The sequence below is a fragment of the Streptomyces sp. NPDC107559 genome, assembly GCF_055657365.1.
Genome location: NZ_JBVKBD010000003.1, coordinates 267,477 through 290,544, shown reverse-complemented (window position 1 = coordinate 290,544; position 23,068 = coordinate 267,477). Strand labels below are relative to the sequence as shown.

General features: G+C 69.4%; 21 protein-coding genes and 1 tRNA gene. 15 read left to right on the top strand and 7 right to left on the bottom strand.

All coding sequences use genetic code 11. From position 1 onward, the window contains the following. Nucleotides 1–42 precede the first annotated feature (42 nt). Nucleotides 43–3,093 carry an FG-GAP-like repeat-containing protein gene (locus ACZ7OY_RS12765; protein ID WP_471911418.1) on the bottom strand — a complete coding sequence of 1,017 codons (3,051 nt, stop codon included), beginning with the start codon at nucleotides 3,091–3,093 and terminating at the stop codon, nucleotides 43–45. A 242-nt stretch (nucleotides 3,094–3,335) separates the two neighbouring features. On the opposite strand from ACZ7OY_RS12765, the gene ACZ7OY_RS12760 reads away from it, so the two are divergent. After that, nucleotides 3,336–3,806: a hypothetical protein gene (locus ACZ7OY_RS12760; RefSeq protein WP_471911417.1), complete on the top strand. Its 471-nt coding sequence runs from the start codon at nucleotides 3,336–3,338 to the stop codon at nucleotides 3,804–3,806. Between the two features lie 135 nt (nucleotides 3,807–3,941). On the opposite strand, the gene ACZ7OY_RS12755 is transcribed toward ACZ7OY_RS12760, so the two are convergent. Next, entirely contained in the window at nucleotides 3,942–5,342 is a 1,401-nt protein-coding gene (locus tag ACZ7OY_RS12755) for a helix-turn-helix domain-containing protein (protein WP_471911416.1), read from the bottom strand. A gap of 185 nt (nucleotides 5,343–5,527) precedes the next feature. Here ACZ7OY_RS12755 and ACZ7OY_RS12750 point away from each other — a divergent pair, with 185 nt between their 5' ends. Both ACZ7OY_RS12750 and ACZ7OY_RS12745 read left to right on the top strand, forming a co-directional pair. Beyond that, on the top strand, nucleotides 5,528–6,247 hold the full coding sequence (locus ACZ7OY_RS12750) for a DUF4232 domain-containing protein (protein ID WP_471911415.1): 720 nt from the start codon (nucleotides 5,528–5,530) through the stop codon (nucleotides 6,245–6,247). Nucleotides 6,248–6,390: 143 nt separating this feature from the next. Then, nucleotides 6,391–6,537: a hypothetical protein gene (locus tag ACZ7OY_RS12745; RefSeq protein ID WP_471911414.1), complete on the top strand. Its 147-nt coding sequence runs from the start codon at nucleotides 6,391–6,393 to the stop codon at nucleotides 6,535–6,537. A gap of 136 nt (nucleotides 6,538–6,673) precedes the next feature. Here ACZ7OY_RS12745 and ACZ7OY_RS12740 read toward each other — a convergent pair. After that, nucleotides 6,674–6,747: transfer RNA gene (locus tag ACZ7OY_RS12740), tRNA-Gly, on the bottom strand. Between the two features lie 249 nt (nucleotides 6,748–6,996). Between ACZ7OY_RS12740 and ACZ7OY_RS12735 the strand changes: the two genes are divergently transcribed. The 5 genes from ACZ7OY_RS12735 to ACZ7OY_RS12715 all read left to right on the top strand — a co-directional run bounded on the left by ACZ7OY_RS12735 (nucleotide 6,997) and on the right by ACZ7OY_RS12715 (nucleotide 11,390). Next, the gene (locus ACZ7OY_RS12735) at nucleotides 6,997–7,185 is read left to right on the top strand and encodes a hypothetical protein (RefSeq protein ID WP_471911413.1); all 189 of its coding nucleotides are present in this window, start codon (nucleotides 6,997–6,999) and stop codon (nucleotides 7,183–7,185) included. Between the two features lie 72 nt (nucleotides 7,186–7,257). Beyond that, the gene (gene dcd, locus ACZ7OY_RS12730; protein WP_162468433.1) at nucleotides 7,258–7,833 is read left to right on the top strand and encodes a dCTP deaminase; all 576 of its coding nucleotides are present in this window, start codon (nucleotides 7,258–7,260) and stop codon (nucleotides 7,831–7,833) included. Next, nucleotides 7,830–8,345 (top strand): phosphoribosyltransferase, encoded by a 516-nt coding sequence (locus ACZ7OY_RS12725; RefSeq protein ID WP_471911412.1) that lies wholly within the window; start codon nucleotides 7,830–7,832, stop codon nucleotides 8,343–8,345. The genes dcd and ACZ7OY_RS12725 overlap by 4 nt, the downstream gene beginning before the upstream one ends. A gap of 1,372 nt (nucleotides 8,346–9,717) precedes the next feature. Further along, the gene (locus tag ACZ7OY_RS12720; protein WP_471911411.1) at nucleotides 9,718–9,936 is read left to right on the top strand and encodes a hypothetical protein; all 219 of its coding nucleotides are present in this window, start codon (nucleotides 9,718–9,720) and stop codon (nucleotides 9,934–9,936) included. Nucleotides 9,937–10,325: 389 nt separating this feature from the next. After that, nucleotides 10,326–11,390: an IS110 family RNA-guided transposase gene (locus ACZ7OY_RS12715; protein ID WP_471911410.1), complete on the top strand. Its 1,065-nt coding sequence runs from the start codon at nucleotides 10,326–10,328 to the stop codon at nucleotides 11,388–11,390. Between the two features lie 371 nt (nucleotides 11,391–11,761). On the opposite strand, the gene ACZ7OY_RS12710 is transcribed toward ACZ7OY_RS12715, so the two are convergent. Both ACZ7OY_RS12710 and ACZ7OY_RS12705 read right to left on the bottom strand, forming a co-directional pair. Continuing rightward, a complete protein-coding gene (locus ACZ7OY_RS12710) occupies nucleotides 11,762–12,211 on the bottom strand; it encodes a hypothetical protein (RefSeq protein ID WP_471911409.1) in 450 nt (149 codons plus the stop codon). Nucleotides 12,212–12,299: 88 nt separating this feature from the next. Beyond that, complete coding sequence (locus ACZ7OY_RS12705; RefSeq protein ID WP_471911408.1) at nucleotides 12,300–12,890, bottom strand: transcriptional regulator; 591 nt, start codon at nucleotides 12,888–12,890, stop codon at nucleotides 12,300–12,302. A 147-nt stretch (nucleotides 12,891–13,037) separates the two neighbouring features. On the opposite strand from ACZ7OY_RS12705, the gene ACZ7OY_RS12700 reads away from it, so the two are divergent. Both ACZ7OY_RS12700 and ACZ7OY_RS12695 read left to right on the top strand, forming a co-directional pair. Beyond that, nucleotides 13,038–13,343, top strand: coding sequence for a recombinase family protein (locus tag ACZ7OY_RS12700; RefSeq protein WP_471911407.1), 306 nt, complete (start codon nucleotides 13,038–13,040; stop codon nucleotides 13,341–13,343). Between the two features lie 29 nt (nucleotides 13,344–13,372). Further along, nucleotides 13,373–13,627, top strand: coding sequence for a hypothetical protein (locus tag ACZ7OY_RS12695; RefSeq protein WP_471911406.1), 255 nt, complete (start codon nucleotides 13,373–13,375; stop codon nucleotides 13,625–13,627). A 330-nt stretch (nucleotides 13,628–13,957) separates the two neighbouring features. On the opposite strand, the gene ACZ7OY_RS12690 is transcribed toward ACZ7OY_RS12695, so the two are convergent. Beyond that, entirely contained in the window at nucleotides 13,958–14,998 is a 1,041-nt protein-coding gene (locus ACZ7OY_RS12690) for a Yip1 family protein (protein ID WP_471911405.1), read from the bottom strand. Between the two features lie 214 nt (nucleotides 14,999–15,212). Next, complete coding sequence (locus ACZ7OY_RS12685; RefSeq protein ID WP_471911404.1) at nucleotides 15,213–17,489, bottom strand: (Fe-S)-binding protein; 2,277 nt, start codon at nucleotides 17,487–17,489, stop codon at nucleotides 15,213–15,215. A gap of 249 nt (nucleotides 17,490–17,738) precedes the next feature. Between ACZ7OY_RS12685 and ACZ7OY_RS12680 the strand changes: the two genes are divergently transcribed. The 5 genes from ACZ7OY_RS12680 (at nucleotide 17,739) to ACZ7OY_RS12660 (ending at nucleotide 23,023) form a co-directional block, all read left to right on the top strand. Then, nucleotides 17,739–18,758: an MraY family glycosyltransferase gene (locus ACZ7OY_RS12680; RefSeq protein ID WP_471911403.1), complete on the top strand. Its 1,020-nt coding sequence runs from the start codon at nucleotides 17,739–17,741 to the stop codon at nucleotides 18,756–18,758. Between the two features lie 94 nt (nucleotides 18,759–18,852). Beyond that, on the top strand, nucleotides 18,853–20,694 hold the full coding sequence (gene dnaK, locus ACZ7OY_RS12675) for a molecular chaperone DnaK (RefSeq protein WP_471911402.1): 1,842 nt from the start codon (nucleotides 18,853–18,855) through the stop codon (nucleotides 20,692–20,694). Further along, nucleotides 20,691–21,347, top strand: a complete 657-nt coding sequence (gene grpE, locus ACZ7OY_RS12670) for a nucleotide exchange factor GrpE (protein ID WP_471911401.1) — start codon at nucleotides 20,691–20,693, stop codon at nucleotides 21,345–21,347. The genes dnaK and grpE overlap by 4 nt, the downstream gene beginning before the upstream one ends. A 36-nt stretch (nucleotides 21,348–21,383) precedes the next feature. Beyond that, a complete protein-coding gene (dnaJ, locus tag ACZ7OY_RS12665) occupies nucleotides 21,384–22,565 on the top strand; it encodes a molecular chaperone DnaJ (protein WP_351619230.1) in 1,182 nt (393 codons plus the stop codon). Between the two features lie 5 nt (nucleotides 22,566–22,570). Continuing rightward, entirely contained in the window at nucleotides 22,571–23,023 is a 453-nt protein-coding gene (locus ACZ7OY_RS12660; RefSeq protein ID WP_375973912.1) for a heat shock protein transcriptional repressor HspR, read from the top strand. Nucleotides 23,024–23,068: the final 45 nt, after the last annotated feature.

The window sequence follows — 23,068 nt, the reverse complement described above, 5'->3', positions numbered from 1 at the left end:
GCACGGAGCGTCCGGGCCCGCCGGGCAGCAGGGGGAGCCGGCTCAGAACAGGCCCTTGTACCCCTGCCAACCGGTGGCGATCCGCGTACGGCCGCCGAAGGAGCCCTTGCCGGTGCCGCTGTTGCGCCAGACGGCGCCGGAGGTGTCGCGGGCGATCAGGTCGGCGTGGCCGTCACCGGTGATGTCTCCGACGCCCACGATCACGTTGTACGACGAGCCCCAGTTGTCGAAGACCTTCACGCGGCTCTTGAGCTTGCCGGTCCCGGTGCCGTCGTAGCGCCACACGTCGTTCGACCTGTCCTGCGCCAGCAGATCGCCGAAGCCGTCGCCGTTGAGGTCGCCCGCGCCCACGATCCTCTTGTAGGCCGTCCACTTGGACCCGATCTTCACCCGGGCGGCGAGCTTGCCCGTGCTGGTCGCCGTGTACAGGTAGAGGTCGCCGGTCGAGGCCTGGCGGGCGATCAGATCGGCCCGGCCGTCACCGCTGAGGTCCCCGGGCGAGGTCAGCACGTCGTACTGGTTCCAGCCCGTGCCCAGCGAGGTGTACGCGGTGGTGGGCGTCGGCGCCGCCCCGCACGCGGGCCGGTAGGCGCGCAGGGCGCCGGTGCTGAACCGCACCAGCACGTCGTTGCAGCGGTCACCGTTCAGGTCGCCGAAGGGCACCGCCTTCACGGTCGTCGGCCACCCGGAGCCCGTCAGCTTCCCGGTGAACGTGCCCTTCCCCGCCCCGTACTGGTACGTCAGCCCGCCCGAGCCGTTCAGCGTCAGCAGCTCGCCGAAGCCGTCCGAGCCGACGAAGTCGCGGTGGACCGCGGCGGCGCCGGTGACCTTGACCGAGCCGGTCCTGGTCAGCGCGGCGCCCTGCCCGTCCGCGGGGGTGACGGTCAGCTTCCAGGTGTAGGCGCCGTTGGCCACCAGCCGGCCCGAGCCGTCCTTGCCGTTCCAGGCCGGGCTCACCACACCGCGCGCCAGGCCACCGGAGAGCGTGCGCACGGCCTTGCCGGACCGGTCGCCGATCACCAGGGTCCAGGAGGCCGCGGGCTTGTTCAGCCACCACTTCGGGCTCCACGACACCGCGCCGCCCTTGACGTCCACCGAGGCGGCGACGGTGGCGTCACGCTGGACCAGGGCCGAGACGGGGACGTCGCTCGCGGTCAGCCGGACGGAGTTGTCGGACCGGAGCTGGGCGATCACGCCGGTGTACGGGTCGACGTCCCAGGCGTTGCCCTCGAAGGTTCCGGCGGTGTGCGTCACGGGCGTTCCGCCGCGCACGTCGATCACCTTGAGCTGTCCGGCCTCGGCCGTCGCGACGAAGCCGTCGCCGAGCTGCGCCGGTGCCGGGAACGAGCCGTCCGCGAGCTTCAGATTCCGCTTGGTGACGGTGTCGTAGACCCCCGTGCCCTCCGAGTCGCGGACGCAGTTCCACAGCAGCCACCGGCCGACCGCCTGGAAGTCGTTCAGCAGACAGCCGCGCCCGAACCACACGGACTCGCCCTGCTTCCCGGTGAGCAGGTCGTACGCGTCCACTCCGTCATGGCCGGACATCACCCAGACGGTGGTGCCCCAGATCGCCGCCACACTCTCCGTCGTCGTGAACACCGTGCGTCCGGAGTCGACGTCGACGATCCGGGTCTCCGCCTTGCCCGTGCTGTCGTACGGCCTGGTCAGGGCGGCGAAGCGGCCGTCCGCCGCGACCGCGGTCTGATAGGTGCGGGAGCCGTCGATCCGGGTGCCGGGCAGCGACCGGCCCGTCTCGAGGAGCTGGGGCTGGTCGCCGGGCTCCGTGCCGAAGCCGTGGAGGACCGTCCGGCCGTCGCCGGTGTCGAGGAGATACGGACGGCCCGCCGTGTAGTTCTCCGTCACGATGCGGCCGCGGGTGACGGCGGCCCCCGCCGTGGGGGAGTCGGCCACACCGGTCTCACGGGTGCGCAGATACGTCCAGTCACCCACGGGGTCCTGCTCGACGGTCGTCAGCCGGCCCTGCGCGAGCGTCAGATGGGAGACCGTGTGGGCCGCCTGCCGGGGGTACGCGTCCGCGATCCGGCGCACGGTGACCCCGCCGCCCGCGGTGGCCTCGACGAGGGAGACGCCCCAGTGGTCCAGGTCGGCGCCGCCCGCCACCAGGAGCCCGCCGTCCGGAGTGGCCACGGCCTCCCGTGACGTCCGGGCCAGCAGCGTCCGCGGCGCGGAGCCGTCGAGCGGGACGGCCTCGACGCGCGAGACCGCGCGATAGGTGTCCCGCTGGCCCAGCGAGGAGTCGTACCGGGACACGATCACGTTGTCGCCGACCACGCCCAGCACCTGCATGACGTCGCCGACCCGCACGGTCCGCAGGGCGGCGGACGGGTTCTGGCGGGAGGCGACGCGCAGGGTGCCGTCGTCGTACCACACCAGGTGGGTGGGGCTGAGCGCGACGAGGTAGTACCACGCCTGCATGTTGTACGGCAGGACGGTGAAGCGCGCCTGCTCGATGTCGAGCCACCCGGTGACGTAGTCGTCGCCCTTGCTGTACTGCACCACCTGTCCGCGCGCGTCGCCCAGCCCGGCGGCGGACGACGTCGTGACGCCGGAGGGCACGCCCTCCACCAAGCGGTCCGAGACGGAGCCGTCGTCCTGGGCGTCCAGCAGATGCCACTGCGAGTCGCGCGGGGTCCCCGTCGTGGTGACGACCGTCGACCCGAGCGTGCTGAAGTAGAAGTACCCCTCGGGCAGTGCGACCGTACCGGTCTGACCGGACGTCATGTTCCGCAGCGTCACGACCCTTGCGGAGCTGTCGAAGTGCGCGACGACGTCCGAACCCGCGCCGGAGCTCGTGACGCCGTACGCGTCCGTGCCCGAGGCGTCGACGACCGTGTCGACCCCGTCGTACGTCGTCCACAGCTGGCCGCGGCCCTCCTCGTACCGGAGGAATCCCGAGGGCCCCGCGCTCAGCAGGCCGGTGTGTGGGACCGGGGACGTGGTGGCCGGCACGGCCACCTCTCCGGTGACCGGCGCCCCGTGCGCGCTGCCCAGGGCCAGCACGTCGAGGCCGAGGGCCAGGGTGCAGGAAACGGCGACGGCGGTGGCGCTTCGTACGAGCGCGCGTCTGCCCATGCGGGATCTCTCCGGACGGTAGGCGAAGGCATGGAGAGACCTGTGCGCGGCTCGTCGCACCGCGGGTCACGGACGCGCGGTGGCACACGACGCTCGGGCACCCCCCCAGGCGAGTCGCCGGATCATAGCATTTTACTTGTGCATGACCAGACCATTGCTGGGAGCGGACCGAGGGGCGATGCCGGTGTCAGTACCCGCCGCTACGGTTCCGGCCGTACACAACCGTCAGGGAGGGCTGTGCGATGGGTGCCAGCGGGTGGGACTACGTGACCGAGTACGACGGGGACGCCGCGGCGGCCCTGCAAGCCCTGCACGCCAGGGTCTTCCAGGAGGAGTACGGGGACGGCTCGGAGTACCGGAGCCTGGAGGAGCTGTACGCGGACGAGGAGTTCATGGGGGAGGAGGGCACCCACACGATCCTCGACGTCGACAGGGTCGTCGCCGTGGACACCCCGCCGAAGGAGTCCCGTGGCTCCGACTACGGCACCCTGCGCCCGCTGGCATTCGACCGCGTGGTCCACCACTTCGGTACGGCCCGGCCCACGGTCGAGCAGTACCGGAACCTCGCCGCCGCCGCCGCGGCCATGAACAACAAGGAGCACGAACGGAGCCTGTTCGGCGAGTGCCGGATGCGCTGGACCGGCTACTACGTAGTCCTCCACTCCGACGACAAGCCCACCCACCTGGGAATCTTCGGCTTCTCGGGCGACTAGGACCGCGGTCCGGCGGGTCAAGTCGTTCGTGCGTCGCCGAGGCCGTCCGGCGTGAGACCGGCCCGGGTTCGGGATCCGCCGCGTGATCATTGTCGTCGCCGACACGTCCGGCCTTCTGGCGGCCGACGCAGCCTGTCAGCCCTCCCGTTTGATCCACTCGTTGCTGCCCAGCGGGTAGTCGTAGCCCGGGCGGTTCGCGTCGGCGCTGGTGCGGAACGGGGAGCCGTTGTCGTCGATGTGGACGGTGCCGCGGCGGCTGCCGCTGGACCAGTCCAGGGCGAGGTCCCAGCGGACGTCGTGCGCCTCGGTGTGGGCGGTGACGTAGAAGACCTCGGGGTCCGACTCGCTGACCTTGTACGGGAAGTCGCGCTGGCCGTTCTTGACGGTGACCGCGGGACTGCCGTCGTCGAGGTCGATGTGGAACGACTTGGTGTCGACGCCGCCACCGCAGCCGACGCCCATCGAGTAGTCGTTCCAGGCGAGCGGCGCCGCCTCGGTCAGGACACGGACATGCAGCGCCTCCAGTACGACGGTGTCCTTGCCGGTGCCCTGGACGGTGAGGGCGACCCGCTGTTCGTCCGAGGAGACCGCCCCGTACGCGGCGGCCCAGCGCGGGGCGACCTGTTCGCTCGCCGGCGGACCGACCTGCTCGGGTTCGCTGTCGACGAGGAAGTGCTGGCTGCACGGGCTGTCGTAGACGTACGGGCGGGTGCCGACGGTGAGCGGGACGGCGCCGACGGCGGCGCTGCCGCCCGTGGGCCCGGCCGCGCCCTGCTCGCCGTCGCCCTTGCCGGCTCCCCCGGACTCGGTGGCCGAGGGGGAGGACGATGCGGAGGGCTTGTGTCCCGTCGCGCTCGGGGACGGTGCGGCGGACGGCTTCCCGGTGTCGGCCGTGCCGCTGACCGCGGCGGTGGCAGCACCGGCCGCCTGCCGGTCACCCGTGGCGTTCCGGTCGCCGAACAGCGGATGCACGGTGAGCACCACGGCTCCCAGCACGGCGGCCACCGCGGCGGAGGCGATCAGCACGGTACGGCGACGACGGGGTCGACGGGGCGGCGCGAGCTCGCGCGGCACATCGACGACAACCGACTCATCGTTCTTGCCGTCGCTCCTCCCGCGCGATGCCGCTGGGACGTTGTCCGCCGATTCGGCCGTTTCCGGCGCATTCACCGAACCGACCGCATCCGCCGGACCGACCGCATCCGCCGGACCGCCCGAACCGTCCGGACCGGCTTCCTGGGCCGGACCCGTCGCCGTGAACTGATCCGGCCTGCGCCCTCGTGCCGCGTCCGCCAGGATCCAGCGCCGGTGCAGCTCGACCAGTTCCTGCGGCGTCGCCCGGCAGACCCTGGCGAGGCGCTCCACCGGTGCGTACTCGATCGGCACCGCGGTGCCGTTGCAGTAACGGTGCAGCGTCGACGTGCTCATGTGCAGCCGCTTGGCAAGCACCCCGTAGCTGAGTCCAGAGCGGTCCTTGAGCTCCCTCAGCAGACGCGCGAACGCCTCCGTCTCCCCGGCCCCTGTTTCCCCCGACACCCGTTCCTCCGTCCCCCGTGTTCCAGCCGCGCGTTCCAAGGGCACTGCTTTCTCCCTGGTCAGAGCGCGTTTCAGTGTTCCAGCGTCCCCAACTGCCCGCTGGGCATGGCAGTTGGGACGAATCACCTCACAAGCTTCAGTCATCCAATCACCATCCCCACCCGAACACCGAAGGGCACGGCCACATGTCCAGCCTCCGCACCTCCCGCACCCGTCTGATCGGCGCCGCCGCGACCGTCGTTCTCGCCGCGTTCTCCCTGACCGCGTGCAACGACGGAACAGGCGCTCGCACCGAGGGTGCCTCGACGGCCGCCACCCCGACGGCGAGCTCTCCTTCCGGCGCTCCTTCCTCCGACGCTCCGTCCTCCGACTCCGGCGCCGGCTCCTCCGCGGGTTCCTCCTCGGACGGCAAGTCCGCCACCGCCACTACGCCGTCCGGCGCGCACACCTCCGCGTCGAAGGTGCCCGTCTCCTCCGGCAAGCCGGTCATCTGTGAGGGGTCCAACACCAAGACGGTCGCGGCCCCGCTGAGCCGTCCCGTGAACCACATGCTGCTCACGGTGACCAACACCGGCGGCAAGAGCTGCTACCTCCACGGCTACCCGGCGGTCCGCTTCGGCGAGGCCCAGGCCGTGCCTCCGGTCATCGAGGACTCGAAGCCCCAGGCCGTCGTCACGCTCCGGCCGGGCGAGTCCGGGTACGCCTCCGTGAACCTCTCCGCCGGCGACGGCAGCGGCTCGAACGGCTACACCGCGAAGTCCCTGACGGTCTACTTCCACGGCCCCTCCGGCAACGAGAGCGTCGGCGCGGGCGCCCACCCGCCGCTGCCCGCGAAGGGCGTCTACGTCGACGACTCGCTCAAGGTCACGTACTGGCAGCAGTCGATGGCCGACGCCATCGACTGACGACGCCATCGACTGACGACGCCATCGACTGACGACGCCATCGACTGGCGACGCCATCGGTTGACGGCGTCATCGACCGACGACGCCTGAACGCGCGCCCGAAGAACAGCAGCCCACCGACCCGAGCAGGCAGGTAACCCATCATGCGTACTACCCGCAGGATCTCCCGCTTCGTGGCCGCCTACGTCGGCACGGCTTTCCAGGTGATCGTCCTGGGTGGCACGGGCCGCCTGGCGGAGGAGGCGGGCGTCCGCCGGCGTCGCCACACGGTGTCGATCCGCCGGCTGTGAGGGCGTCGAGCCGGGCGAAGCGCCTCGGCCTCCGGCACGGACAACGCGTCGTGTCCGTGCCGGAGTTCCTTCGGCGACGTGACGACCGATCAAGGTGAACAGAAAAGGCCCGGGTCTATGACCTGGGCCTTCATCGTGGAGCGGGTGACGAGAATCGAACTCGCGCTCTCAGCTTGGGAAGCTGATGTTCTACCATTAAACTACACCCGCGTAAGACGCCGATTGATCCGGTGTCCGAATGCTCGCTCACTGTACCTCATGCCAGGCCCCCGGCGCTGAAGCCGCGGGGCCCCGGTGCGTTTCAGGGGGGTGTGACAGGGGTGCGTGGGGCGGGAGTTGGGGCGTACCGTGGAGGCGTGAAGCGAGGGACCGGTGTGTGGGACGGGTCCTGGAGAGTCAGCCGCTTCATCCCGTAATGTGGCTTTTGGCGTCCGGGCATCCCGGCCGGACGCGCCTCTTATGGGGAAGGGACTCCAGGACTTGATGGAGCGCACCGTCGTCCGTTGTGCCGATGGGCACGTGTTCAACACCACTTCGTTCCCGATGCAGCAGGCCGAGCGACTCGGTCCCGGGCGGCTCGTCCGGTGTCCGCGCTGCGCGCGGCTGCGCAGTTCGGTGCCGGTCGGCATCGGGCGTCAGCGGCAGTAGCGGACCGTGGTGGCAGGCGCGCGGAGACGCCACGATGGTGGTGGGTCCGCGCGCCTTGCGTATCCTCGGGACGTGCTTCTCTCAGACAAGGACATCCGGGCCGAGATCGACGCCGGGCGGGTGCGGATCGATCCCTACGACGAATCCATGGTGCAGCCGTCCAGCATCGACGTACGCCTCGACCGGTTCTTCCGGGTGTTCGAGAACCACCGGTACCCCCACATCGACCCCTCCGTCGAGCAGGCCGACCTGACCCGGCTGGTGGAACCCGAGGGCGACGAGCCGTTCATCCTCCACCCCGGGGAGTTCGTGCTCGCCAGCACGTACGAGGTCATCACGCTGCCCGACGATCTCGCGTCCCGGCTCGAAGGCAAGAGCTCGCTGGGGCGGCTGGGGCTCGTCACCCACTCCACCGCGGGGTTCATCGACCCCGGGTTCTCGGGGCACGTGACGCTGGAGCTGTCCAACCTCGCGACCCTGCCCATCAAGCTGTGGCCGGGGATGAAGATCGGACAGCTGTGCATGTTCCGGCTCAGCTCGCCCGCGGAGTCCCCGTACGGCAGTGAGCGCTACGGCTCGCGGTACCAGGGGCAGCGCGGTCCGACCGCCTCCCGCTCCTTCATCGACTTCCACCGGACACAGGTATGAGCGCCGCGGACGAGCGGGAGAACCTGACCTACGAGCAGTTCGGCGTCGCCGTCCGCGAGCTCGCGCAGACGATCGCCGACGACGGGTTCGAGCCGGACATCGTGCTGTCCATCGCCCGCGGGGGCGTCTTCGTGGCCGGCGGGCTCGCCTACGCCCTCGACTGCAAGAACCTCCACCTCGTGAACGTGGAGTTCTACACGGGCGTGGGCGAGACGCTGGAGATGCCGGTCATGCTGGCGCCCGTCCCGAACGCGATCGACTTCACCGACAAGAAGGTGCTGATCGCCGACGACGTCGCCGACACCGGCAAGACCCTCAAGCTCGTGCACGACTTCTGCGTCGAGCACGTCGCCGAGGTGCGCTCCGCGGTGATCTACGAGAAGCCGCACTCCCTCGTCAGGTGCGAGTACGTGTGGAAGCGCACGGACGCGTGGATCAACTTCCCGTGGAGCGTTCTGCCTGTAGTACGTAAGTCCGGGGAGCCGATCACGCCGTCAAAAGAGGCGCTCTGACCTGCACCTTTTCCAAGTATCTGAGAGTCCCTCGCTAGATCAGCGAGGGACTCTCTTGCTATCCGGACCTTCGGACCGCCTTCTGATCCGTAGCTCTTGAGAGATCGGCCAACGGTGGCCATGCAGGTCGCCTCACGGTCTCCGGCGGGCACTGCTGGACGGGAAAGGAGACTGTGGTTGCTGTACGCGAGCGGGTTCTACACTCCGGCGTCCGGCCGCTATCTCCTAGACGGCGAGCAGAGCGGCGAGAAGCACAGCCGCCACCGCAGTGAAACCCCGAGGCTTCCTCCAGCCCGGTCCTGAAGCCTGGCGGATGAGCTCCCAGGCGCAGACGAGGCCGCCACCAAGGCCAAGTGTGCTCCTCAGCAGGAAAACGACGGTCTGCACAGGAAGCCTCCAAGTGTGTTCCAAACCGACGGGAAGGCTATCCCCGGGGCCCGGGCGGCGGTTCCGCGGGTGACTGGCCCCAGGTTGGAAGCTCCGGGGCTCGCTGCTGCATGTCGTACGGGGCCTCTCGATGCCAGACCCGTCGCCACTCCCGGGCAAGAAGTGCGCCAACCGCAAGAAACAGGACCGATCCGGGCCAAGTGATGTGGGGTACCTCTATGAATGTGGAGATGGGGGCGGCCACCCAACCGCAAGACACCAAGGCGAGCACTGCGATGCGCCCTGCTCGCCCAGGGAACCTGGACACATCCGCCATGCCGTCGTCCTCCATGCCTTGCTCCTCGGACTGCGAGCGGCAGTGTACGCGCGGCCGGCGGAACGGCTTGGAGGTGTGGCCTCATCCTTATCAGGTCAATCACAGGGGCCTACCAACGTCGATCAACCGCCCGTGCGCCTCGGCTGATCAGCCTCTGGGGTCCGGCCTCGACCGCCGCTGTTCGTGTTTGTTGGTGTCAGCTGGTGATGTCAGGAGTCGGGCTGCCCGTAGCGTTGGTCCTCCGAGGATCTGAAGCAATCCGCCGAGCACGACGAGAATCATGGCTACGCCAGCGAGGTCCGAGCCCACCCTGTAGGACCATCCGACCAGCCTTGGCAGTCCATCCAGGATCAAAGCGGTACCAATCAGGATGGAACCCCAACCAGCCTTCCGGGGATGGCTGTAATGCGCTCCGAGCCGACCCTTCAAGGTCAACGTCCCCAGAGACGCCATCAGGCATCCGCAGGCCAACATGATCAACGAAGTCATGGCACCCCTCCGCCGGGAGAGTACCTCGCCAGTATTGGAGTCTCAGCGGGGCCCGTGAGCGGTCTTGAAAACCGTCGTGGCGCGAGTCACCGTGGGTTCAAATCCCACACCCACCGCCAGCAGAAACGGACGCTGACCAGCACGCGAGGGGCACGGCCACCTGTCGTCTACAGTTCCGCCATGCCGTCGACTCTTGCCAGCGCGCCCCAGACAAATGATGATCCGATAGCTGGCGGCACAGCCTTCGTGATCCTCGGCGTCCTGCTTGTCGCCTTCGGCCTCTGCGCCCGCTGGAGACGGTGGAAACTGCCGACGGAGGGCTCGTACTCGGCCTGGGCAGCGATCATGCAAGGGACGGCTTCCGTCGTCTTCGGTCTCGGGCTGCTGCTTTTCGGATGAGCGTCTCGGTGAATCCACTCCTCCACGGAGCATCACCCATCCGCTTGCTCTGCCACCACTCACCCCAGCTCCCATCCCGTCCGCCGTCGACCCACACACCGTGGAGCGGGCGTGGTTCATGGCGTCCAGGTGGAGCGCGCCACTGTACGAACGACTGTGAGGATTGGTCGTGGCATCGCTCGGCGGCCTGACCCACCGAACGATTGACGCTTCGGGCTGTCCTTTCAAGGAATCGTCGGTCGGACGGGCGGTGCCGCTTTGCGCGCGGCCGACCGAGTGTCTGTGACCTCATAGGAGCCCGGCCACAGGTCCCGTCACAGTCTTGTCCTGGCGCCCGGCCGGCCCGTGCGATCTCTCGCGTACCGCACGGAAGGGCAGCAGGTACCGGCATGGCAGATCAGATCGCAGTGGTCGGCGGTGTGGACACCCACACCGACTTCCATCAGGCAGCGGTGATCGACAGCATTGGCCGACACCTGGCCACCGCTGCGTTCCCCACCACCCCCGACGGCTACCGCCGCCTGCTGGAATGGATGCGCATACACGGCGACGTGCTCGCCGTCGGCGTCGAGGGAACCGGCGCCTTCGGCTGCGAACTCGCCCGGTTCCTCCGGGCGAGCGAGGTGAGCGTGGTCGATGTCGACCGCCCTGACCGCAAGGCCCGGCGGGCCAACGGCAAGTCCGACCCCGTCGACGCCTACGCCGCCGCGACCGCCGTGCTGTCCGGCCGCGCCCACGGTCGTCCCAAGACCCGCGACGGCATCGTGGAGGCCATCCGGTCTCTGCGAGTGGTCCGCCGCTCGGCCGTCAAGTCCCGCACCCAGACGATCAATCAGATTCGCACGCTCATCGTTTCCGCCCCCGCCGAGGTCCGGGAAGGTCTGCGCAGCCTGCCCACCTACCAGCTGATTGCGCAACTGGCCCGCTCCCGTCCCGGCGCGGACCTCGCCGACGCGACCTGCGCTGTCCGAACCGCCTTACGGCGTCTGGCCCGCCGCTACCAGCACCTCACCCAGGAGATAGCCGACGCCGACGCCGAACTCGCCCCCCTGGTCGCGCGAGCAGCTCCAGGGCTGATGGATCTGACCGGTGTGGGTACCGAGACAGCCGCTCAGCTCTTGATCACCGCAGGCGACAACCCCGGCCGGCTGAAGTCTGAAGCTGCCTTCGCCCACCTGTGCGGGGCGGCCCCCGTCTCCGCCAGTTCCGGACGGACCAACCGCCATCGCCTCAACCGTGGCGGGGACCGCCAGGCCAATCATGCCCTCCACACGATCGCCCTCGTGCGCATGCGTTATGACTCCCGCACCCGGCTCTACGTCGCACGACGCACCGCCGAAGGCATGTCCAAGAAGGACATCTTCCGCTGCCTCAAACGCTTCATCGCGCGAGAGGTCTACAAACATCTGACCAGCATGAACGTTGCACAATTGCGGCTCCCACAGGCCACTTGACGTCCTATAGGAGCTTCCTGGACGCCATGGGCCGCGTCTGCTCGGCTCTGCCTGGGTCGACGGTGGACGGGATGGGAGCTCCCCGCGCACGCCACTACGGGCCCGCGGTCGGCGACGGCGCCCCCTCCATCCCGGTGCCGGCCGATCCCCCGCCGGAGGCATCGCCTTGACCGTTGGCCGCGTTCTGCGGTGCTCGACTCGTGGCTACCGGCCCTGTCCACATGTGGGCGCGCGTCGGCGCAGCGCGGGCGGAGCGGGCCGGAGGCAGGAGCGGCGCCCGCAGCGGAGCCGGGAAGCGCGCCCGGCGGAGCGGAGCGCAGCCGGGGCTTGATGAGGTAGAGAAATCTGTAACAAGATCGGCCGGACAAGTCCTAGTCGCGCTGGACGGGGCGAAGGACTGGATCGATCTGTGTCATGGCCTCGTGCAGCTGACGGGCCCCCAGGGCCGTGCGCTCGTCGGAGTCCAGCGTCATCTCCTCGCAGATCCGAAGCGCCTCGTCCAGGTCCGTGGAGAAGATGCTGAATACGTCGACAACCGCAGTGTGGATCCAATCGCTGTGGTTTGGGTTGGCCACCGCCAGCGCGGATGCGACGATCGACAGCCCTGCCCTGTCCTTTCGCCGAAGCAGGCCCTGCGTTGTGTGCCGAGTGACGAAGGTGTCGCCGCGGTCGAGCACGAGTTCCAGCAGTAGCCCGACGGCCTCCGGCATCTCGGCGAATCCTGACAAGCCGGCACCGGCATCGGCCCGGTCACGCCAGTCATCACTTCGCCCGAGTTCACCGAGAGCCACCACAGCCGCACGCCGCAGGTCACTGCCCACTCGTCCGCTCACCCCTCACCATGGCGCCCCCCTGATCCTGGTCAAAGTAGCACCGAGGCTGCGTACCGGATGATCGCCAGGACAGCCCCTAGCTGACGGCGCTTCGCTCGGCCAAGCCGCGCAGGGACTCAGGAACACGGGGCTCGGAGAGCTGGACCAAGTCGCGGATGACTTCGCGTGCCAAGTGGTGGTCGTGGATCTGCTCGGGGGCCAAGGACTCGGATTCCAAGAGCGCGGCTGTGGCCTCACCGACGTGCCGCCGCTGCGCGTGTGCTCGCGCCACGTCAAGAAGGAAACGTGACTGCCGCTCGGGGGAGAGGCTCGATGTGTCAACCTGTTGAGCCACGTCGAGGGCAAGCCCGGCGTCGCCCAACTCGACTGCTGTGCTCACCGCGTGAATCTCGACGTTCGTCGGCCCGAACTCAGTGTCGAAGTCATTGCGGTCCTCGCCCAACCGAGCCGCGATCACTCGTGCTCGGTCGATGCGCTCATGGGTACCTCCCCGGTTTCCCTCCCGCGCGTTGATCACTGCGAGAACCAGGTTCATGGCGCCCAACAGCGACAGCTCTTCCGGTGGGCACGCGGGGGCCTTCGCCCTGGGCTCCATGACAGTCACGGCGGATTTGGCCGCTTGTTCGGCCTGCTCCATGTGCTGCTGCCGCATGAAGGCGTGCGCCATGCGGAACAGGCTCGCAACAACCTCAAGGGGCTGCCCCGCAAGCTCGGCTGCCTGTAGCGCGCGGTCCGCCGCGACCCATGCCGCGTCGGCCTGGTCCTGCCGGGTGAAGCTGGCCGCTGCGACTTGGTACGCCCTCGCGCGGAGGGCGTGCTGGCGGACGGGCTGATCGACGGGGTTGTGGCCTATGACCTCGATCGGCTCGCACGCCAACCGAAAGACCTTGAACGGCTCATCGACATGTACGAAGGGCGCAAGCGGCTCGTGTTCGCCACGGTCACCAATGACGTGAACCTGGGGACGGCTGATGGCCGCACCATGGCGCGCGTCATGGTGGCCTTCGCCAACAAGTCGTCACACGACGCGTCACGCCGTATCCAGCGCAAGCACCTTGAACTCGCGCGACAGGGGAAGCCCAACGGTGGTCTGATGTCGAGGCGGACATCGCTGCCCTGACACAGGCCGCGAAGGCCAAAGTGATCACCGTGTCGACGCTGCTCCAGCTTCTGCCGGACCTGGAGCGTCGACGCGATGAGCTGAAGGTGGAGCGAGCACGCTTCAGCAAGAAGCGACAGCAAGCAGTGTCGCTGACCGTCGATACCGTCGAAGACTTCTTGGCGCTCCCCCTTGAGCGTCAACAAGCGTTGATCTTGCACAGTCTCTCGGCAGTCTTGATCCACCCCGCAGGGAGGGGGAGGCGCATGTTCGACCCCAACCTGATCGAACCGGTGTGGCGTTGACCTGATTCACGATCACTGACCACGGACGCGGGGCTGTGCATCTGCCGGCCTCGCGTCCGTGCGTATTGGATCAGTTCCGATCGGCTGTGCATGGTTGACCTGCGGATACAGCGAGTCGGCGACTACCCTCATTCAGTCAACGACGCCTGGAGCGTTCTGCCGCCCGTCCACAAGTCGGGAGAGGCCGCCCGGCCGAACCGGGAAGCGCTCTGAACCCGCACAGGCCCTGAGCCGCCGCCCGGGTGGGGCGGCCGAGGTGACAGAAGGGGCTCACCGTCCGAACCGGACGGTGAGCCCCTTCTGCTTCTGCCGGGTCCGGCCGGACCGGTCCTAGAACGTGCCCAGCTTCACGATCGACAGCAGCGCGATCAGCTGGATCGCCGACGCGCCCAGCGCCTTGGGCCAGGGCAGGTCGTGGGAGCGGCGGACCATCATGGTCAGCAGCGCTCCGGCGGCCACCCAGGTCGCCCAGCCCACGGCCTGCACGAAGGTCGCGTTGCCGCCGAAGAACATGGCGAGCAGCAGCCGGGGCGCGTCCGTGAGGGACATGATCAGCATCGACAGGCCCACGGTGGGCTGCCAGGCGCCGTCGCCGCCGAGCTGGCGGGCCAGGGTGTGGGTGACCACGCCGAGGACGAAGGCGCTGAGCACCATCGCGACCGACGTCGTCAGGACGATCGGGACGGCGTTGGAGAGGGTGGCGTTGATGGCGTCCTCGCGGGCGCCGTCGAAGCCGAAGACCGCGAGCAGGCCGTAGAGGAACGTCACAATCAGGGCCGGGGCCCACATCGTGTAGTCGCGCATCCGCAGGAAGGTCTGGTCGGGGGCGGTCACGATGCCGCTCAGCAGCGCCTTCCAGTGCAGCGGCGGGCCGACCGGGGCCGAGGGCTGCGCGGCGCCCGCGTGGTAGGTGCCGCCCTGGTTGTAGGAGGCGTGCTCGTCGATCGAGAACGCCTGGGTGTGCCCCGGCTGGCTCGCCGCGTACGGGTCGTGCGGGGCGTCGCCCGCCTGGCCGTAGGGGTCGGCCGCGCCGAAGTACTCCGGCTCGTCGCCGCCCTGGCCGCCGTAGCCGCCGGCGTTGCCCTGCGGCCACCCGGCCCCGCCGGAGCCGCCGTGCGGCGGCTGCTGGCCGCCCCGGTACTGCGGTTGCTGCGGGTACGGCTGCGGAGCCGACGGGTAGCCGTAGGACGGCGGCCCCTGGGGAGCCTGCTGCCCGTACGGAGGGTTGTGCGGTCGCGCTTGCGGGGCGCGGTCGTCCCGGCCGCCGCGTCCGTTCCTGAATCCAGCCACGCCTTCGAACGTACCTGGTCCCGGCGGGTGAGGGGTGGGGACGGGGGTTCCGGGCCGGGGTTTGCTGCCGAGCTGTGACATCCCCTAAGGGGGGCCCCGGGGGCTTTCTGAGGGGCTGGGGGGGTTCCGCGCGCGGGACCGTAAGGCACGGCGGCGGTGTCCTCCGTCCGCGTGACGCGCGTGACGGCAACTGCGGTGCGTACGGCGGGGGGAGGGCGTGCGGCCCGCGGAGCGGGTACGGCGACGCCCCCTGCCCGGCAGGCGGGTCAGGGGGCGTCGGCGGGTGGAACGGCGGTTACTTCGCCGGCTCCGGCTCCGGCTCGGTCTCCGACTGCGACTCGCCCGCCGGGGGCTCGTCCGCGACCGGCGTCCTGACGGACTCGAGCAGCAGCTGGGCGACGTCCACGACCTGGACGGACTCCTTGGCCTTGCCCTCGTTCTTCTTGCCGTTGACCGAGTCGGTCAGCATGACGAGACAGAACGGGCAGGCGGTGGAGACGATGTCGGGGTTCAGCGACAGAGCCTCGTCGACGCGCTCGTTGTTGATGCGCTTGCCGATCCGCTCCTCCATCCACATCCGCGCGCCGCCGGCGCCGCAGCAGAAGCCGCGCTCCTTGTGGCGGTGCATCTCCTGCTGGCGCAGGCCCGGGACGGCGGTCATGATCTCGCGCGGCGGCGTGTAGATCTTGTTGTGGCGGCCCAGGTAGCAGGGGTCGTGGTAGGTGATGATGCCCTCGACCGGGGTGACCGGGACCAGCTTGCCCTCGTCCACCAGGTGCTGGAGCAGCTGGGTGTGGTGGATGACCTCGTAGTCGCCGCCGAGCTGCGGGTACTCGTTGCCGATGGTGTTGAGGCAGTGCGGGCAGGTCGCGACGATCTTCTTGGCCGACTTGGGCTTCTTCGTCGACTCGTCCTCGTCGTCCTCGCCGAACGCCATGTTCAGCGCGGCGACGTTCTCCATGCCGAGCTCCTGGAAGAGGGGCTCGTTGCCGAGGCGGCGGGCGGAGTCACCGGTGCACTTCTCGTCGCCGCCCATGATCGCGAACTTGACGCCCGCGATGTTGAGGAGCTCGGCGAACGCCTTCGTGGTCTTCTTGGCCCGGTCCTCCAGCGCGCCCGCGCAGCCGACCCAGTACAGGTACTCGACCTCGGTGAGGTCCTCGATGTCGCGGCCGACGACCGGCACCTCGAAGTCGAGTTCCTTCGTCCACTCCAGGCGCTGCTTCTTGGCCAGGCCCCAGGGGTTGCCCTTCTTCTCCAGGTTCTTGAGCATCGTGCCCGCCTCGGAGGGGAAGCTGGACTCGATCATGACCTGGTAGCGGCGCATGTCGACGATGTGGTCGACGTGCTCGATGTCCACCGGGCACTGCTCGACGCAGGCGCCGCAGGTGGTGCAGGACCACAGGACGTCCGGGTCGATGACGCCGTTCTCCTCGGCGGTGCCGATGAGCGGGCGCTCGGCCTCGGCGAGGGCCGCCGCGGGCACGCCCGCCAGCTGCTCCTCGGACGCCTTCTCCTCGCCCTCCATCGTCTTGCCGCCGCCGGCCAGCAGGTAGGGGGCCTTGGCGTGCGCGTGGTCGCGCAGCGACATGATCAGCAGCTTCGGGGAGAGCGGCTTGCCGGTGTTCCAGGCGGGGCACTGCGACTGGCAGCGTCCGCACTCGGTGCAGGTGGAGAAGTCGAGCAGGCCCTTCCAGGAGAACTGCTCGACCTGGGAGACGCCGAAGACGTCGTCGTCACCGGGGTCGGTGAAGTCGATCGGCTTGCCGCCGCTGGTCATCGGCTGGAGGCCGCCGAGGGCCGTGCCGCCGGTCGCCTCCCGCTTGAACCAGATGTTCGGGAAGGCCAGGAAGCGGTGCCAGGCGACGCCCATGTTGGTGTTCAGCGACACCACGATCATCCAGATGAACGAGACGCTGATCTTGATCATGGCGACCAGGTAGACCAGGTTCTGGAGGGTGCCGACGCTCAGGCCCTTGAAGGCCAGCACCAGCGGGTACGAGGCGAAGTAGCCGGCCTCGTAGCCGTCGACGTGGTGGATGGCGCCCTCGAGGCCGCGCAGGGTGTAGATGGCCAGGCCGATGGTGAGGATGACGTACTCGACGAAGTACGCCTGGCCGGACTTGGAGCCCGTGAAGCGGGACTTGCGGCCCGGCCGCGAGGGCAGGTTCAGCAGCCGGATCGCCATCAGGACGACGATGCCCAGGATGGTCATCACACCGATGAACTCGGTGTACATCTCGAACGGCAGGAAGTCGCCGATGACGGGCAGCGTCCAGTCGGCCTGGAAGAGCTGCCCGAAGGCCTGCGCCAGGGTCGGCGGCAGCGTCAGGAAGCCGACGGCCACGAACCAGTGGGCGAAGCCCACGATGCCCCACCGGTTCATCCGGGTGTGGCCGAGGAACTCCCGGACCAGCGTCACGCTGCGCTGGTAGGGGTTGTCGGTCCGGCTTCCGGCGGGCACGGGCTGTCCCAGCTTGAAGTACCGGACGAACTGGCCGACGGCGCGTGCGAGCAGCGCCACGCCGACCACGGTCAGGACCAGCGACACGATGATCGCGGCGAGTTGCATTTCGGGGCTCCTCGGGCCTGCGAGGGATTCTCGATCGAGATTACTAAGCGGTAACTTATGCAGTCCGTCTGAGACTACCCGCATCCTCCGCCGCACTGTAGTCAGCCGCTCGGTGATCTGTGTCGCTGAGGCTTGCCTCATGATCCGGGTCGCGAGGCCGGTCGGGAGCGGTCCGGGGCGGTCGGGAGCGGTCATGATCTGATCGTGTTATTCGTACCAAATTGATACATTTACCTCTAACTTATATCCGTGCTCTACGGGATCACCGCCGCCACCGCCGCTCTCCTCCTCGCCGCCGTCCTCGCGGCGCTGTTCCGGGTGCCCGCTCGCCGGCTCGGAATGGTCGACCGACGGCGGCAGCGGCCGTTGCCGCTGTCCGGGGGAGTGGCGGTGACGGTGGCCACCTGTGCCGTAGCGGCGCTGGGCGACTGGACGGGGGTCGCACCGCTCGGTGCCGGGATCGGGCAGCTGCTCGGCGCGGGCGCCGCGGTCGCCGTACTCGGGCTGGCCGCCGACGTGTGGCGGCTGAAGACGCGGTTCCTCGTCGTCGGTACGGCCGTGGCGGCGGCCTGTGTCGTGCCGTACGCGGAGACGGGTGCGACCGCCGGGCTGTCGGCCGTGGCCTGGATCGTGTGCGTGACTGCCGCCTTCAAGGGGCTCGACCACGCCGACGGGCTCGTGGGCACCGTCGGGGTCGTCACCGCCTTCGGGGCGGGCGCCTGCGCCGCCGCCGAGGTCATGGACGGGCTCGCGGCGCTGCTCAGTGTGCTGGCCGCCGCCCTGACCGGCTTCCTCATGCACAACTGGCATCCCGCGCGGGTCGGCCTCGGCGCCTGCGGGTCGCTGTTCACCGGTTTCGTGCTCGCCGCGGGCGCCGTGCAGGTCCGCGCCGGGTACGGGTTCGGCTCCAGCGTGGGCGTGCTGTTCGCGCTCACCGCGGTCGCCGGCGCCGACGCCGTCCTCGTGGTCGCGGCCCGGCGGATCGCCGGGCGCCCGCTGCTGCGCCGCGGGCCCGACCATCTCGGCCACCGGCTGCGCCGGCTCGGGTTCACCCCGCAGGGGGCGACCGTGGTGCTCGGCGCCGCGGCGTTCCCCGCGGTGCTCGTCGGGGTGCTGATGCACACCGGGTGGATCGGCCCGGGGGCCGCGCTCTGGGTGGCGGTGGTGGTGCTGATCGCCGTATGGGGGGTACTTCGATTTCCGGTGAACGGTTCGAGACGGCCCGCATCTACGCAGGTCAGAGCGCAGTTGCGTGTAAGGAACGGATAAGAGTTGAGTCGCTGGGGCTCAGCTCTGTTGACCGCGGGGTGGTGGTCGTGCACACTTGAGTCCGTTCCACTCAAGTCAGCTGGAGGAAATCACCATGGCACGTGCGGTCGGCATCGACCTGGGCACGACTAACTCCGTCGTCAGCGTTCTGGAGGGCGGCGAGCCCACCGTCATCACCAACGCCGAGGGTGCCAGGACCACGCCGTCCGTCGTCGCCTTCGCGAAGAACGGTGAGGTGCTGGTCGGCGAGGTCGCCAAGCGCCAGGCGGTCACGAACGTGGACCGGACCATCCGCTCGGTGAAGCGCCACATGGGCACCGACTGGAAGATCGAGCTCGACGGGAAGCACTTCAACCCGCAGCAGATGAGCGCGTTCATCCTGCAGAAGCTGAAGCGCGACGCCGAGGCGTACCTGGGCGAGAAGGTGGCCGACGCGGTCATCACCGTCCCGGCGTACTTCAACGACTCCGAGCGCCAGGCGACGAAGGAAGCCGGTGAGATCGCCGGTCTCAACGTCCTTCGTATCGTCAACGAGCCCACCGCGGCCGCGCTCGCCTACGGCCTCGACAAGGACGACCAGACGATCCTCGTCTTCGACCTCGGTGGCGGCACCTTCGACGTGTCCCTCCTGGAGATCGGCGACGGCGTCGTCGAGGTGAAGGCCACCAACGGTGACAACCACCTCGGTGGTGACGACTGGGACCAGCGCGTCGTCGACTACCTGGTGCAGCAGTTCCGCTCCGGTCACGGCGTGGACCTCGCCAAGGACAAGATGGCCCTCCAGCGTCTGCGCGAGGCTGCCGAGAAGGCCAAGATCGAGCTGTCCTCGTCCACCGAGACCTCGATCAACCTGCCCTACATCACGGCCTCCGCCGAGGGCCCGCTGCACCTGGACGAGAAGCTCACGCGCGCCCAGTTCCAGCAGCTGACCGCCGACCTGCTGGAGCGCTGCAAGACGCCGTTCCACAACGTCATCAAGGACGCCGGCATCCAGCTGTCCGAGATCGACCACGTCGTCCTCGTCGGCGGCTCGACCCGTATGCCCGCCGTCGCCGAGCTCGTCAAGGAGCTGACCGGCGGCAACGAGGCCAACAAGGGTGTGAACCCGGACGAGGTCGTCGCCATCGGCGCCGCCCTCCAGGCCGGTGTCCTCAAGGGTGAGGTCAAGGACGTCCTGCTCCTCGACGTGACCCCGCTGTCCCTCGGTATCGAGACCAAGGGCGGCATCATGACCAAGCTCATCGAGCGGAACACGACGATCCCGACCAAGCGGTCCGAGATCTTCACCACCGCCGAGGACAACCAGCCGTCCGTGCAGATCCAGGTCTACCAGGGCGAGCGCGAGATCGCGGCGTACAACAAGAAGCTCGGCATGTTCGAGCTGACCGGTCTTCCGCCGGCCCCGCGCAGCGTGCCGCAGATCGAGGTCGCCTTCGACATCGACGCCAACGGCATCATGCACGTCACGGCCAAGGACCTCGGCACCGGCAAGGAGCAGAAGATGACCGTCACCGGCGGCTCCTCGCTGCCGAAGGACGAGGTCGACCGCATGCGCCAGGAGGCCGAGAAGTACGCGGAGGAGGACCACGCCCGCCGCGAGGCGGCCGAGGCCCGCAACCAGGGCGAGCAGCTCGTCTACCAGACCGAGAAGTTCCTCAAGGACAACGAGGACAAGGTCCCGGGCGAGATCAAGACCGAGGTCGAGGCCTCCGTCGAGGAGCTCAAGGCCGCGCTCAAGGGCGAGGACTCCGCCCAGATCCGCACCGCCACGGAGAAGGTCGCCGCCGTCTCGCAGAAGCTGGGCCAGGCGATGTACGCCGACGCCCAGGCCTCGCAGGCCGCCGGTGGCGCGTCCGCCGGTGAGGCCCCCCGCGCCGACGACGACGTCGTGGACGCCGAGATCGTCGACGACGAGCGCCGGGACGGTGTCGCGTGACGGAGGAGACCCCGGGCTTCGAGGAGAAGCCCGACGTCCCCTCCGGCGCCACCTCTGACGACGCCGAGCCGAAGGCCGCCGCTCCCTCCGCGGAGGAGGCTGCGGCCCCGGCCGGGGACGCGAACCGGACCGCGGCCCTGGTGGCCCAGCTGGACCAGGTGCGTACCGCGCTCGGTGAGCGCACCGCGGACCTCCAGCGGCTCCAGGCCGAGTACCAGAACTACCGTCGCCGAGTTGAGCGGGACCGGATCGCGGTCCGGGAGATCGCCATCGCGAACCTCCTGACCGAGCTCCTGCCCGTGCTCGACGACATCGGTCGCGCGCGCGATCACGGCGAGCTGGTCGGCGGGTTCAAGTCCGTCGCGGAGTCGCTGGAGACCGTCGCGGCGAAGATGGGCCTGCAGCAGTTCGGCAAGGAGGGCGAGCCCTTCGACCCGACGATCCACGAGGCCCTGATGCACAGCTACGCGCCGGACGTCACCGAGACGACGTGCGTGGCGATTCTCCAGCCCGGGTATCGGTTCGGCGAGCGCACCATCCGCCCCGCGCGGGTGGCGGTGGCCGAGCCCCAGCCGGGGGCGCACACGGTCAAGGCCGAGGACTCGGCCGAGACGGGTGACGACAAGGAGAGCGGTGGCCCGGACGAGGGCTGACGCTCAGACACGGAAGCGGAAGGAGGGGCGTCGGGGATGAGCACCAAGGACTTCATCGAGAAGGACTACTACAAGGTCCTCGGCGTCCCCAAGGACGCGACCGAGGCCGAGATCAAGAAGGCGTACCGGAAGCTCGCCCGCGAGTTCCACCCGGACGCCAACAAGGGCAACGACAAGGCCGAGGAGCGGTTCAAGGAGATCTCCGAGGCGAACGACGTCCTCGGCGACCCCAAGAAGCGCAAGGAGTACGACGAGGCCCGCGCCCTCTTCGGTGCCGGCGGGTTCCGCCCGGGACCGGGCGCGGGCGGCGGCAACTTCAACTTCGACCTGGGCGACCTCTTCGGCGGCGGCCCCCAGGGCGGCGGCGGTGCCGGCGGCTTCGGCGGCGGCATCGGCGACGTCTTCGGGGGCCTGTTCAACCGGGGCGGCGCGGGCACCGGCACGCGCGCCCAGCCCCGGCGCGGCCAGGACATCGACACCGAGGTCACCCTCAGCTTCACCGAGGCGATCGAGGGCGCGACGGTCCCGTTGCGGATGACCTCGCAGCAGGCCTGCAAGGCCTGTTCCGGCACCGGCGACAAGAACGGCACCCCGCGGGTGTGCCCGACCTGCGTAGGCACCGGACAGGTGGCGCGGGGCTCCGGCGGCGGCTTCTCGCTGACGGACCCCTGCCCGGACTGCAAGGGCCGCGGCCTGATCGCCGAGCACCCCTGCATGGAGTGCAAGGGCAGCGGCCGTGCCAAGTCCTCGCGCACCATGCAGGTCCGCATCCCGGCGGGTGTCACCGACGGGCAGCGGATCCGGCTGCGCGGCAAGGGCGCGCCCGGCGAGCGGGGCGGACCTGCGGGCGACCTGTATGTCGTCGTGCACGTCGACGCGCACCCGGTGTTCGGACGCAAGGACGACAACCTCACCGTCACCGTCCCGGTGACGTTCACGGAGGCGGCGCTCGGCGGCGAGGTGCGGGTTCCGACCCTCGGCGGCCCGCCGGTGACGCTGAAGCTGCCCCCGGGCACCCCCAACGGCCGCACCATGCGCGCCCGTGGCAGGGGCGCGGTCCGCAAGGACGGCACCCGCGGCGACCTGCTGGTCACCGTCGAGGTGAGTGTTCCGAAGGACCTGTCGGGGAATGCTCGTGACGCACTGGAGGCGTATCGCGAGGCGACCGCGGGGGAGGACCCGCGGGCGGAGCTGTTCGAGGCCGCGAAGGGAGCTTGAGCGTGATGGACGGCCGTCGGCGTAACCCGTACGAACTGAACGAGGAGACCCCGGTCTACGTCATCTCGGTGGCGGCCCAGCTCTCCGGTCTGCATCCGCAGACGCTGCGTCAGTACGACCGCCTGGGTCTGGTCTCCCCCGACCGCACCGCCGGACGGGGTCGGCGCTACTCGGCCCGCGACATCGAACTGCTGCGCACCGTCCAGCAGTTGTCGCAGGACGAGGGCATCAACCTGGCCGGCATCAAGCGGATCATCGAACTGGAGAACCAGGTCGCGGCGCTCCAGTCCCGCGTCGCGGAGATGGAGGCGGCGCTGGAGGGCGCGGCGGCCGCGATGCGACAGCGCGAGGCCGCGGTGCACGCCTCCTACCGGCGGGACCTGGTCCCGTACCAGGAGGTCCAGCAGACCAGCGCGCTGGTGGTCTGGCGGCCGAAGCGGCAGGGGTCCTCGGACTGACGGCCGCGACGCGGCGGTACGACGCGACGGCACGTGTGTGAAGGG

What these genes read in the sequence shown, in the direction of transcription:
- ACZ7OY_RS12765 (WP_471911418.1), bottom strand. Translation starts at nt 3,093, where the DNA reads ATGGGCAGACGCGCGCTCGTACGAAGCGCCACCGCCGTCGCCGTTTCC.
- ACZ7OY_RS12760 (WP_471911417.1), top strand. Translation starts at nt 3,336, where the DNA reads ATGGGTGCCAGCGGGTGGGACTACGTGACCGAGTACGACGGGGACGCC.
- ACZ7OY_RS12750 (WP_471911415.1), top strand. Translation starts at nt 5,528, where the DNA reads ATGTCCAGCCTCCGCACCTCCCGCACCCGTCTGATCGGCGCCGCCGCG.
- ACZ7OY_RS12745 (WP_471911414.1), top strand. Translation starts at nt 6,391, where the DNA reads ATGCGTACTACCCGCAGGATCTCCCGCTTCGTGGCCGCCTACGTCGGC.
- ACZ7OY_RS12735 (WP_471911413.1), top strand. Translation starts at nt 6,997, where the DNA reads ATGGGGAAGGGACTCCAGGACTTGATGGAGCGCACCGTCGTCCGTTGT.
- ACZ7OY_RS12725 (WP_471911412.1), top strand. Translation starts at nt 7,830, where the DNA reads ATGAGCGCCGCGGACGAGCGGGAGAACCTGACCTACGAGCAGTTCGGC.
- ACZ7OY_RS12720 (WP_471911411.1), top strand. Translation starts at nt 9,718, where the DNA reads ATGCCGTCGACTCTTGCCAGCGCGCCCCAGACAAATGATGATCCGATA.
- ACZ7OY_RS12715 (WP_471911410.1), top strand. Translation starts at nt 10,326, where the DNA reads ATGGCAGATCAGATCGCAGTGGTCGGCGGTGTGGACACCCACACCGAC.
- ACZ7OY_RS12705 (WP_471911408.1), bottom strand. Translation starts at nt 12,890, where the DNA reads ATGGCGCACGCCTTCATGCGGCAGCAGCACATGGAGCAGGCCGAACAA.
- ACZ7OY_RS12690 (WP_471911405.1), bottom strand. Translation starts at nt 14,998, where the DNA reads ATGTCACAGCTCGGCAGCAAACCCCGGCCCGGAACCCCCGTCCCCACC.
- ACZ7OY_RS12685 (WP_471911404.1), bottom strand. Translation starts at nt 17,489, where the DNA reads ATGCAACTCGCCGCGATCATCGTGTCGCTGGTCCTGACCGTGGTCGGC.
- dnaK (WP_471911402.1), top strand. Translation starts at nt 18,853, where the DNA reads ATGGCACGTGCGGTCGGCATCGACCTGGGCACGACTAACTCCGTCGTC.
- dnaJ (WP_351619230.1), top strand. Translation starts at nt 21,384, where the DNA reads ATGAGCACCAAGGACTTCATCGAGAAGGACTACTACAAGGTCCTCGGC.
- ACZ7OY_RS12660 (WP_375973912.1), top strand. Translation starts at nt 22,571, where the DNA reads ATGGACGGCCGTCGGCGTAACCCGTACGAACTGAACGAGGAGACCCCG.